The following is an 11,536-nucleotide window of genomic DNA, read 5'->3' on the forward strand; positions in this document are numbered from 1 at the left end:
CGCAATATTTTACGACTCTTTTGAGAACAATAGATTACGAATACCCTGTTTTAACTTGCCACGAACCGGATAGCTTCGAACTAGCCTAGCGAGCTGAACGTCTTAAAAACCCGGCAATGGGCTTTTCAATACAAACAAATGACACAAACGCAATCGCTGTGCTCAATGCAAACGAAGCGATAAGTTTAATCTCAACAACCCAGTCAAACTGATGTATGACAGTGATCACTGGCATGTGTAATAAATACAGTGAATAAGAGATTTTACCGAAGAAATCACCAACCTTATTGGCCAGCAAGACATTATTGTCTGGCACCAGAAAAACCACACAGAAGAACACGGAGCTCATTACCAGCAACACCTCGTAAGTCAGCCACATGCGATTTTTTGCATCCGATGTCACCGGAGACAGCTCAGGGTACATCAGTGGAATAAGGCATAAAGCCAAAATAAATCCGTGCTTTTTCAGATATGAGGGAATAACCAGGGTTTTATAATGTAACCCGAATATCACTCCGATAAAGAAATAAGGCAGACTGCGCAACACAGTGAACTGATTGTAAGGCACACCGTATATGTCACCGTAAATACGGGGGAAATTAGTAAAAAACAGAAGCAGCAGTCCCCCGACTATAAAGAGGTAGATGTAGCCTCGCCTTGTCGCAGCGAATGACCATAACAACACAAATAAAGCGTAGAACTGCACTTCGGGCGGGATAGACCAAAGCACGCTGTCGCCATATAAAAACAACCCATGCGCCAACAGCGCTTGGTGGTCAGGGATATGATAGAGGAGATCGCTGCCTTCCTGAGTCAGCACGAACGATGCAAAGACCACCAGCAGATAAAGTGGCACAACACGCGCAAAACGCGCTACAAAGTATTGCTTTACACCCCTTAGAGTAAAGTCTTTGTCCAGATATAAGTGCGACATCAAAAAACCGCTCAGCAGAAAAAATAACATCACACCATACGCACCGGCTCCACCTCCCAGCGCCCCATCCAGCCAGTGTGTGATGTCGCTGAAATGCGTTACAAACACGATGATTGCCGCAATGCCTCTCAGGGCATTGAGTTTTCTGATCTCCATACTGGATCCTTTTTTATTATTTTTATGACGTGCAACAGGATGCGTTTATTAACTAAAGCGCATCAAATATTTATCGTCTGATGCTGGTTTATGCCAGGGCGATGTCGACGATTTTAGCTGCTTTTTATCACACTCGAGCAAACATGCCAGTGACAATAAAAAGACACATTAGGTCCTATAGTTGACACACTGCAAGCGTAAAATGAAAGAAAAGTAGAGACAAATTAGTATAAAAGAACTAGAATAGGCGAATTTTTGACAAGGCAGCTGCGCAAAAACCTAAGTGCAGGCCTAACTCGTGGAGAACTTAATGAAGAAAAAGCTGTTCGCAGGCGCACTGGTTGCTTGTGCATTTTCGGTAAGCGCGTCATCTGAGCATGACCTGGATAAAGGCTATGCCGCACTGGTATTTGATGACTTTTATTCAACATCGGGAAATGCACTGGGTGCCGTGTTTGCAGGCGATGATGTCAGCCTCAATGGCTATTCTATCGGGTATGGCCATAACAGTGCACTGAATGCGCATTATCTGGTTGCTGGTGGAGACATTCAGTATATCAATGGCAGGCAGTATGTTGGACATATCATTGCTGGTGGCCAAACAGACAAGGTGAGCGAAGCCGTGCGTTTAGGTCTTGAAGCCGGTGCCGAGGTCATTGCCAACGCTACGACTCTGCCTGTCGACTTTGCCGATGCTCAGTCGGATATGTTAGCCCTGTCTGCCAGCCTGGCTGAATTGTCACAAACAGGTGAAACACTCAAGCAATGGGGTGGCCTTTACCTGACAGGCGATAATACCAGTGAGCTGCAGGTATTTAATCTTTCCGGTCAGGACGTTCAGTCAAGTCATACATTTGATGTCTCGGGTATTCCAGACAACGCCACGATTGTGTTCAATATTTCAGGTGCCGACGCTAATTTTGCACCGCTAAATAACAAAAGCTATGCAACGCTGAGCAACCACAGACAACGCACCATTTTTAACTTCCCAGATGCCACAGCACTAAACCTGGCCGGCTTGCAAACCGAAGGCGTGATTTTAGCACCCAAAGCCGATATCACAGCACCACACGGTACGGCAACCATGCCAGTTATCGCAAATAGCTTTAATGGCTCTATGGAGTTACGTGGCGGAAGCTTTACAGGTCAGCTGCCTGATGACAGCGCTGTATGTAACGGTGGTTTGTATGCCATTAACTATTACGGCGATGCCGAGCAAGGCTACGTACACCAAATAGACCTGGGAACAGGCCAGTCGAACAAAGTAATTAACCTGAATAACACAGCATCAAATATCGCTGCACATGACGGTAAACTTTACTTCATCGACCAGCAAAGCGCTAAGACCCGTAGCTCACACATTTACAGCTATGATCTGTCTGCACAAACGCAAACCCTGGAATCAGTGACTGATGGCTATAAAGTTATTCGTCTTGCCTATGACATCTCGGGTGACGTTCTGAAGGCCACCAGTCGCACATATGCTTACGACTACGATGTAACCACGGGTGAAAAGCGCGTGCTGGGTAAAATGAAAGCCTCGAACGAAGACTTTAAAAACGGCGATATTGCCTACTCAGCGGATGGCAACACGCTTTACGTGCTCACCGGCACTGCGCTGTACACCGCAGACGCAAATCTGGAGCTAACCCTGATTGGCAAGCATGGCATTAACTGGGCATCCGGTTTGGCCATCTCACCAGAAGGGACACTGTATGTGTCGGGCCGTGAGCGTAATGCTGAGGCGGCAATCTATGAGATTGATCCGCAAACTGCACAATCAACTAAGCTCTTCCACGTTCCGCATCGCGTGAATGACCTTACCTGGATGAAGAACTTCTGTAACTAACACCAAGTTACGACCTCATCAAAAAAAGAAGCTGCCCGGTGCAGCTTCTTTTTTTGTCTCATATTCACTTTAGGCCTAAAGTTGCCCTTTAACCCCAGTTTGCCGTACACTCAGGCCATTCGTTGTTTAGAACTACAGGGGACAAAGTGTCGTCGTCCAATAAGAAACAAAGCGGCTTTTTTAGCCAAATGATTTTTAACATTATTATTCCGGTGGTTATCCTGACTAAGTTTTCGGGAGAGCAATACTTGGGTCCGGCACTCGGGGTTGCAGTCGCGCTGGCCTTTCCACTAGGGTTTGGTCTGTGGGAACGTAAAAACACAGGAAAGTTCAGCTTTATCTCTGGTCTGGGTATTGTCTCCGTCTTGCTCACCGGAGGGATTAGTCTGCTGGAGCTGGATGCAAAATACATCGCCATCAAAGAAGCTTTAATCCCGGGGCTTATCGGGATTGGCATTATTGTCAGCCAGTATACTAAGTATCCCTTGCTAAAAACGCTGATGTTCAATGACACTGTCATGGACATTGAAGGAATAGAAAAGGCATTAGCAGAAAAAGGCAACAGCGATAAGTTAATCAAAGTGCAACAGGTTGCCTCCAAGATCCTTGCCAGTGCATTTTTCTTATCTTCAGCGCTAAACTATATTCTGGCAAAAATGATTGTCGTCAGCCCGGCAGGCACAGAGGCCTATAATAGTGAACTGGGCAGAATGACTGCGCTGAGCTACCCGGTGATTATGGTACCAACAATGATTGTCTTCTTTATCGCGCTCTATTACTTACTGAACTCTTTGAAGAAGCTCTCAGGACTTAAGCTTGAAGAGATGTTTCACGACCAGGAATGATCCCAGCGTCAACTGGTGAATGAATTGGGATGCTGGTCTGGCATCCCTTTTTTAACCGCTTTGAGTTAATGTGATTAATGACTCTGGATTTGCTGTTTAAGCCGCAAAAACGCCACCTCCTCTGCCGGACTCATAGGCAATGGCGCTTCCGGATAGGTATTCGTCCGTAACAAAATGCCATCCTTGATGTAAAACAAGTATTTATAAGTCTCAACAGCATACGCGTCGTCTACACTTGGCTTCTGAGCCTTGACACAAACATAGAGATCGTCAATTCGCTCTGCATCTGAAAGCGATTCAGTTTTTAACATCAGCGCGGAAACCTCAGCGCTTGCAGCCCCCTTGAGCACGCTATACACAGTAAAAAAGACCCTTTGCTGGTAGCCCCAGACTTCTTCATCAACAGAACGTACTTTTACTGCGCGACCAATCCCGATAAAATCGGCCTCTTGTGCTATCTGCAATGCAAAAGTCTCTTCCAACTGCCTTTCCTCCCGGAGTTCGTTGGAAAACGTCGTTGCATTCGGGTTACAAGCAAATAGCCCGGATGAGAACAAAAGCAGGCTCAATACAAACCATTTCATAGACTTTAACCTTCTCTAAGTTTCGCTGCACTCTGTGTGGGTGAGATTTCCCCCCAGGCTTGCCAGGAAATCGCTCTTCCTACAAAAGCAACCTTGTTAAATGGCCATTGTTCGCCGAGCCAGTTCTGAACCGTTTTGTATAGCACGGGATCCAATGCCTGACTGTCTGATCGCACCCATAAATACACTTCACAGTCATATTCAGGTGAACGGCTTGGATCAATATATACCGACCCCAGACAGCGCTTTTGTGAACAATCAAAAACGGAGTAGGCAAATGCCTCACGGGCGGCAAATTCGCGCTGATGCACTTTCAGGCTTGCTCTGCTCCCATCCAGAGTCATATCTGCTTTCGGCCAGTCAAAATCCGGGCCGAAGATCCCCTGCAAGTTTTGCAGGCTTGACATTACCGCTTCGTAATCAGGTTCGGCAACATTGATGTCCAATACCCTGAAATGAAAGTGCTCCGTATCCAGATTAACTGGCGGTTCAAATGACTCCGGAATAAACTGTTTATTCATTCGCATATCCCATGCCTGATATAAAAAATTGGCCGGTTAATCGCAGCCTGGTTACCTGGACGTTGTTGCAAGAAAACAGCCTGCACCAATAAACGTGGAACCAAATAGTTTACCCAGCCATTTACCCGACACCAGATTGCGTGCTTTAGATTTTGCGCGCTGGGCTGCAAAAGCGTAACTGGACAAACACAACACCGACAAAGACATAAAACTCAAAACCAGGACAGAGAACTGAGCAAACAAAGGCTCTGAGACAACAATAAACTGCGGAAAGAGCGCAGTTGTAAAAACGATTGCTTTGGGATTAGTTAACGCGACCAGCACACCCTGACCGTATAAGCTGAGTGCGTTACTTTTAGCACAGCTGGATTCGTTGACGTCTAGTTTACTCAGCCCATGTCGCCACAATTTCACACCCAAATAGATCAGATATAATGCACCCAGGGCTTTAACCATGGTAAAGGCAAGTGCAGAATGCAGGATCACCGTGCTAAGACCAAGTACAGCTAACCCGGACATAATGAAAAGCCCGGTGATATTACCCAGTACGGTCAACATCGACTTTTTAAAACCAAAACTCAAACTGTGCATAGACACCAACAAAGCCGCAGGTCCGGGTGTGGCAGTTGCCAGTAACGCGATTGAGCAAAAAGTTATCCAGCTTTCAAATTGCATGGTGTTTTCCCTACAAATCATTGCTTATATAATTAGCAAAAAGAACAAATACAGACATTATCTCACCAGAAGCCTTGCCTTTATTGTTCTTTCTCTACTTTAGGTGTCAGAGGAAAAGCCCCATTATAACTCTCTGGTACCGTTTCAAGCACCGGCAATCGTAGTTGGCTTGTGTAGGTGTTATCATGCCATAGCGTGACTTTTGCGACCTTGGCATCTTTAGCGGTTTGATGGGCAACCGCACCTTCCCCGTTATAATGCTTCTGATGATACCAACTGCTCGATGAGACAACAAAGCGTAATTTGCAGCCCTTGGATAACACACGTGAAACATAATTGAAATCGTCCATATTCAGGCTAAACGGTTGACCAGGCGTCACCATTTCTGGTTTTTGAAGGCCGTTACGATACCTTGCTCTTTTAATTGCAAAAGCTAATAGCAACGGCTTATTCTCAGGGCACACTTCAAATGCGCTCGCATGAAAATCCGTATCAGGGACATTGATACTCAGCCACAATCTCGCCTGGATCCGACCCGATAGTACAAGATCTTCGGAAAGCTCTGCACTATCAAAGACAAGCTTTTCATCATCAGCATGCCAAAGAGGCGCTTCTCCACTGAGATCAAACGCCGATGGCGCACTGACCTTACGCATAGGATCATAAACATAGCGGGAGTGACGGCGATCAGCATCAACCAGAACAGAAGGGGATGCAGATAACTCTGGCCGCTTAGTACGTGCTAAGTACAGTGTATGCCAGCGGCCCTGTGCCAACTGCTTGCTGGCATGCCAAATACCCGCTTTCTGGATATATTTACTGATCTTTCCTTTGAGATAGCGTGGTTTACCTTTGCCTTTCAGAGTCCAGTTAAACCAATCCAAATACACTTGCTTCATATCCAGCACGCTGTGCTCTCCCAATTGCAACTGCCCCAGAACCTGTTTTGGGTAACGAGTGCCACCGTGATCCCATGGGCCCATGATCAAATAATGCTGATCAAACACCTCTGGGCGACCCCATTTTTGATGGTTTTGATAGTAAAGCAAAGTGCCATGCTGATCTCCATCATAATGCCCGGTCACAGACAGGATAGGTACATTGATCGCCCGGTAATTATCGGCGTTTGGTACAAAGCCCTGCCAATAATCATCATACTTTGGATGCTGCAACCAGGTTTGATACTCAGTGGTTTGATTGCCAGCTAATTTATCTAATTCAGAAAATGCGAGTCCGTTATTTTTCTGCTCTAAGTAAAGCTCATTCCAAGGACCCCCTCCGTACGAAGCGCCCTTACCTGCTTTTGATACCATGTTTAACCAGGACATAGTGTAATTCACAAAAATGTTGTTTCTGAGGGGGAAATCCTTACCGGGATAAACAGAGGCAATGGCTATCATAGATTTTAGGGATGGCGGTGAGAACTTTTGCATCGACCACTGAACAAAGCCACGATACGAGCCACCCAGAGTGGCAACCTGACCGTCACTAAATGACTGTTTCGCGGCCCACTCCACGATGTCATAAGCATCCTTACCATCATCTGCAAAAGGGACAAACTCACCCTGGGAGTCACCCGTTCCTCGGCTATCAACGGCGATAAACACATAGCCATGATTTCGGAAAAACTCACCACGCTCGGTCGCTTCATCTCGACCATAGGGCGTGATCTGTAAAATAACCGGTTTTTCCTCATCTGTCTCAGGCAGAAATACAGTCGCCCTGAGCAAAGTGCCGTCCGACAAAGGCACAGTGAGCGGACTAGCAGCTTCCTTTGCAACTAACACACGACTGTTGAACGTACAAAACATAAGGACTAAAAAAAGATAGACCACCTTCATATTTATGCTTCCTTGAATAATTTAGCCTAACAATTAAGTTACGTTATAACACACCAAAAGTGGAGCGAAAACAGGTAAAGTAACGAGATAGAACAAATGGGCTGGATTAACGCACCAAGGGGCTTATCAGTATTTTAAAGAAGGTGAGCCAACAGATAGAGAGCTTTGTACAGGCCCTTTCAGAACAGACACGCTTTACTGGTGGCCCGTAAAAAGAACAGAAAGAACTTCCTGTATTAGCAAAATAAAACCATTGACCTATACCAAAAGCTTTCCTGACGTGAACTCACAAGATAAATTGAAGCGACTAAGATGGGCACAACTAAAAATATAAATGACTCTGTCGTTTTGTTTAGCAGCTTTAAAATGAACACCCTCAAATTGTAAAATACGACAAAGAGAGGTACTAGAAAGATGACGTATAGCAAAATTTTCCCTCTATTAAAACAGTAACATAACACGCTTAATTAGGTCGCCAAAATCACTATGCCACTACGGGATGAGTATGTATATAGCCGTCCACCCTGAATGGAGCTACTGCTAGGTTGTCCTTAACAGGCTTCAGCTAGCAGGCAAGGATAATATGCAAATAGCAAAGCTTGCCACTAACGGCTACAGAACAATGCTGCATGGTTTTAGCTGGCACTCGTGTCTGTGATGCAGGGTGAAACCTTTATACTGAAGGGCTAATTGTTTGTCAGTTACTCCCGGAAACAAGAAGGCAGCTCCAGACCAGACGGGAAACACGGCAAGGACCTGTTCTGTGTTTCAAGCTACTCCAAGGCGTGCGCTGCAAAAAGCCCTCTTTTAAGGCATGTTTTTTAGTCCCCCTTAAATTTCGGCCCTTTGTTTGACTATTTCTCCTCCAGTATGTTGAAAAAAAATGCAATCAAGCTGATTTAGCGCAGCTTTTACTGTCTCTACCCATTGAATTGAGACCCTTATGGCCTTAGTATCGGTAAAAACAATAATAATAACTGTAACGTTTTGAGTTCTTTAAGCCGCTTTTTCTTACTTGAGGAAGAAACCCAATCGCCAAGCGAGGTGCCTAACTGGCGTGTCAGTGCACTGCGCATTATTTTGGTGACCGGACTTTTATTGTGCCTGGGGATCTTTATCAACAGCTTGCCTGCTGCATTGGCATTTGAACTTAACTATGTGCTGGCGCTCACATCCGGCTTTACACTCACCATAGGCGTGTTGCTTACGCTGAGTCGCAGTGCCTACCAGCTGTGTGCTCATCTGCTGATGATTGCCATTGTGGCCGCCGGTGTGGCCATTAAACTGTTTATCCCCTTGTTATCCCTTGCTCAGCTTGGCTCTATTTTTGTTTACATCACGCCTATTCTGGCTTTACTGCTGCTGGGTAAGCGAACCGCGATTTTTTACGCAGCGTTGAATATCCTCCCGTTTCTGATGATAGTACAGCAGGTTAATGTCTCGGTGATCCCGTCAGGTGAACGCATGCTGGTAGACGGAGACATTTACATACATTTTTTATTGTTTTTCTTCTTTAACTGCACGGTGCCGCTGGCCGTGTGGCGCACCAGTCTGGCCGCCAGCCGACTGAACTTGCATATGGCGAGCAATAACGACCTACTGGCTTCTCAGAAACAAATTTATCAGCGCTTCTTTCAGAAATCATTTCATGCCATTGTGCTGGTAGATCAGCAATTTAATATCGTTGAAGCCAATGAAAAAGCGCGCCGATTACTGGGGATCCAAACTCAACCCCTGCCCTGTAATTTCGCCCGCGTAACTCAGGACGACCTGAGCCGATTGCTAAACAACAACGACCTGATTGATGCTGACCTGAATACCTTTCATGTAGGCGAACGCATGATAGAGCTGGCGTCGCGGGAATATCACTCCGAGCAGCTATGTGCCTGGTACCTTAATGACGTCTCTGATCAGCATCAGCTTCAGCAGGATCTGCTGACGCTGGACGTCGCCCACCAGCAAGCCAAATATTTTGATGCGCGGACCAACTTACCGAATAAAACCTGGCTTACCGAGCAATTACAGGTGCACATTGATCGCGGTCAGCCATTTGCCCTGCTGATTGCTGAAAACCTTAACAAGCATGTACTGGATTACCTGATTGATGGTGAGCTGCACAAACACTTATATGGCCACATTAATCAGGTAGCTGAGCACGACCCCAGCTTGCTCGATCAGATTGCCTATATTGGTGCCGGAAGACTCGCTATTATCATCGAGCCCGATGCACCTGTGCTGGAAGTAGCACAACGCTGGCATCAGAATCTCGATTTCTGGCTCAAACTGGGTCAACATCAGTTCCACGCTCGTTACGCTGTGGGCATTGCCACCTACCCTGAACATGGTTACATCCCGGAACGACTGCTGAAAAATGCGCAGCAGGCTTGTGAATTACGTGGTGCAGGCGATGACCTGGCCATCTTTGACCACGGCACTCGGCGTCAGACGCTGGCGCGTCACGAAATGGCCCTGTTGCTTGAAAAAGCACTGGAACATGACGAGTTGCAAATTGTCTTACAAAGCAAGCACGATAACACCCACTCCGTGATTGGCTATGAAGCCCTGGCCCGTTGGCACAGCCCCTTGCTGGGCTGGGTATCTCCTGGGGAGTTTGTGCCCATTGCTGAAGAGTTTGGCCTAGTCAATCACTTGACACAACGCATACTGCACAAAGTGTGTCACACCTTACAGAGCCACCCGGATATTCATGTGCCTATCGCCATCAATATCAGCTCCCGAGACATTGCCTGCGAGCAGTTTGCCCGCAATACACTGGCTATAGTGCATAGCTACGGCCTGAATCCGCGCATGTTTGAATTTGAGCTAACGGAGTATAGTTTTGCCGATGATCACAATCAGATCATGGAAGCCCTCGATAGAATGGGATTCAGCCTGAGTATTGATGACTTCGGGATAGGGTATTCCAATATTGCACGTGTACTGGCCTCGCCCATTAAGCGACTTAAACTGGACCGCTCTTTGGTCACGCAGATCACCTCAGATCAAAAACAGCAGGCGCTGTTGCTGGGGATCCTGACTATGTGTGATAACCTCGGTATTGCGGCACTGGCAGAGGGCGTTGAAACCCAGGAGCAGCTGAATAAACTGCTCGAACTGGGCGTTAAAGAGTTTCAGGGCTACTGGTTTAGTCGTCCTGTGGCAGTTGAACAGGTGCTGGCGAACTCACACGAGGCCTCAGCCACTTAATCGCTTTGCTGATCTTCCAGCGCCATACACTGAAATCTCAGCTCCCCAAGAAACGCCCTGGCAGCCGGGCCGAGCGTGTCTCCATCTTTAAAAATCAGGTTGAGCTGAGCTTGACGTGTGCGATTGTGAGTTAATGGCAGCGGTCGTAACGCGCCTGTGCCCAGCTGCGCTGTAATGGCACTTCTGGGCAACCAGGCAAAACCCAACCCCTGAGTCACCATATCCACCATAGTGCGCAAATGACTTACGGTCCAACGTTGATCAGCCCCCAACCAGCCGCTGTCTGTCCCCTTACCCAACGCAGAATCTCTGACTACGATTTGCCGGAACGATTTGAGGTCCTCCAGCGTCAGCTCACGTTCCAACTGATGTAACTTATGCTCCGGATGAGCAACAGCCACAAACTCCACCTGACATAGCTGTTCACTGAACCCATCCGCCAGCACCATAGGCGAGATGGCAATATCAACCTTGGCATTCTGAAGCGCCTCAAACGACCCTGACAGAATAGACTCAACCAGTTCAATGCGAAGCAATGGATAGGCCTGAGAAGTTGTTTCCAGCACTTTGTAGAGCAATGACTGAGGAAAGATTTCGTCGACGGCAATACGCAGGTGGCTCTCTACGCCTTTTGCCAGAGTCTGCCCAACCGCTTCGACTTTCTCGGCTTCGTCGAGCAAATAATTGGCGCGGCGCAACATCATATCGCCCGCTTCCGTCAGGTGCGTTTTGCGCCCTTCCACCTGAAATAGCTTAACCGATAACGCTGTTTCTATTTTCTGTACTGACGTATGTATGCTCGACTGACTCTTATGGATAGCCTTAGCAGCCTGATTAAATCCGCCATACTCCACGACAGCGCGAAACATACGCCACTGCTCAAGCGTAACTCGTAACATCTCACCTTCCTCGTCATTTGACCCT

At 47.0% G+C, this 11,536-nt stretch carries 9 protein-coding genes; 3 read left to right on the forward strand and 6 right to left on the reverse strand.

Annotation, left to right across the window (positions count from 1 at the left end):
- Positions 1 to 85: 85 nt before the first annotated feature.
- Positions 86 to 1,090 carry an acyltransferase family protein gene (locus AT705_RS05265; RefSeq protein WP_058795794.1) on the reverse strand — a complete coding sequence of 335 codons (1,005 nt, stop codon included), beginning with the start codon at positions 1,088 to 1,090 and terminating at the stop codon, positions 86 to 88.
- A gap of 310 nt (positions 1,091 to 1,400) precedes the next feature.
- Here AT705_RS05265 and AT705_RS05270 point away from each other — a divergent pair, with 310 nt between their 5' ends.
- Both AT705_RS05270 and AT705_RS05275 read left to right on the forward strand, forming a co-directional pair.
- Positions 1,401 to 2,939: a choice-of-anchor A family protein gene (locus AT705_RS05270; RefSeq protein ID WP_058795795.1), complete on the forward strand. Its 1,539-nt coding sequence runs from the start codon at positions 1,401 to 1,403 to the stop codon at positions 2,937 to 2,939.
- A 188-nt stretch (positions 2,940 to 3,127) separates the two neighbouring features.
- Complete coding sequence (locus tag AT705_RS05275) at positions 3,128 to 3,784, forward strand: VC0807 family protein (RefSeq protein WP_058795796.1); 657 nt, start codon at positions 3,128 to 3,130, stop codon at positions 3,782 to 3,784.
- A 74-nt stretch (positions 3,785 to 3,858) separates the two neighbouring features.
- Here the strand turns inward: AT705_RS05275 and AT705_RS05280 are convergent, their stop codons facing one another.
- From AT705_RS05280 to AT705_RS05295, 4 genes are all read right to left on the reverse strand, one after another.
- Positions 3,859 to 4,368 (reverse strand): hypothetical protein, encoded by a 510-nt coding sequence (locus tag AT705_RS05280; RefSeq protein ID WP_058795797.1) that lies wholly within the window; start codon positions 4,366 to 4,368, stop codon positions 3,859 to 3,861.
- Positions 4,369 to 4,373: 5 nt separating this feature from the next.
- On the reverse strand, positions 4,374 to 4,889 hold the full coding sequence (locus tag AT705_RS05285) for a hypothetical protein (protein WP_058797906.1): 516 nt from the start codon (positions 4,887 to 4,889) through the stop codon (positions 4,374 to 4,376).
- 51 nt (positions 4,890 to 4,940) lie between these two features.
- Positions 4,941 to 5,564, reverse strand: coding sequence for a LysE family translocator (locus AT705_RS05290; protein ID WP_058795798.1), 624 nt, complete (start codon positions 5,562 to 5,564; stop codon positions 4,941 to 4,943).
- An 80-nt stretch (positions 5,565 to 5,644) separates the two neighbouring features.
- Positions 5,645 to 7,351: a CocE/NonD family hydrolase gene (locus tag AT705_RS05295; RefSeq protein ID WP_167551975.1), complete on the reverse strand. Its 1,707-nt coding sequence runs from the start codon at positions 7,349 to 7,351 to the stop codon at positions 5,645 to 5,647.
- 1,041 nt (positions 7,352 to 8,392) lie between these two features.
- On the opposite strand from AT705_RS05295, the gene AT705_RS05300 reads away from it, so the two are divergent.
- Positions 8,393 to 10,612, forward strand: a complete 2,220-nt coding sequence (locus AT705_RS05300; RefSeq protein ID WP_157576675.1) for an EAL domain-containing protein — start codon at positions 8,393 to 8,395, stop codon at positions 10,610 to 10,612.
- Here AT705_RS05300 and AT705_RS05305 read toward each other — a convergent pair.
- Positions 10,609 to 11,511 (reverse strand): LysR family transcriptional regulator, encoded by a 903-nt coding sequence (locus AT705_RS05305; RefSeq protein ID WP_058795801.1) that lies wholly within the window; start codon positions 11,509 to 11,511, stop codon positions 10,609 to 10,611. The two genes, AT705_RS05300 and AT705_RS05305, sit on opposite strands and share 4 nt — an antisense overlap.
- Between the last annotated feature and the right edge of the window lie 25 nt (positions 11,512 to 11,536).

The organism is Pseudoalteromonas rubra, from assembly GCF_001482385.1.
Taxonomy (GTDB): Bacteria; Pseudomonadota; Gammaproteobacteria; order Enterobacterales; family Alteromonadaceae; genus Pseudoalteromonas; species Pseudoalteromonas ardens.

What these genes read in the sequence shown, in the direction of transcription:
- AT705_RS05290 (WP_058795798.1), bottom strand. Translation starts at nt 5,564, where the DNA reads ATGCAATTTGAAAGCTGGATAACTTTTTGCTCAATCGCGTTACTGGCA.
- AT705_RS05265 (WP_058795794.1), bottom strand. Translation starts at nt 1,090, where the DNA reads ATGGAGATCAGAAAACTCAATGCCCTGAGAGGCATTGCGGCAATCATC.
- AT705_RS05305 (WP_058795801.1), bottom strand. Translation starts at nt 11,511, where the DNA reads ATGTTACGAGTTACGCTTGAGCAGTGGCGTATGTTTCGCGCTGTCGTG.
- AT705_RS05275 (WP_058795796.1), top strand. Translation starts at nt 3,128, where the DNA reads ATGATTTTTAACATTATTATTCCGGTGGTTATCCTGACTAAGTTTTCG.
- AT705_RS05285 (WP_058797906.1), bottom strand. Translation starts at nt 4,889, where the DNA reads ATGAATAAACAGTTTATTCCGGAGTCATTTGAACCGCCAGTTAATCTG.
- AT705_RS05280 (WP_058795797.1), bottom strand. Translation starts at nt 4,368, where the DNA reads ATGAAATGGTTTGTATTGAGCCTGCTTTTGTTCTCATCCGGGCTATTT.
- AT705_RS05270 (WP_058795795.1), top strand. Translation starts at nt 1,401, where the DNA reads ATGAAGAAAAAGCTGTTCGCAGGCGCACTGGTTGCTTGTGCATTTTCG.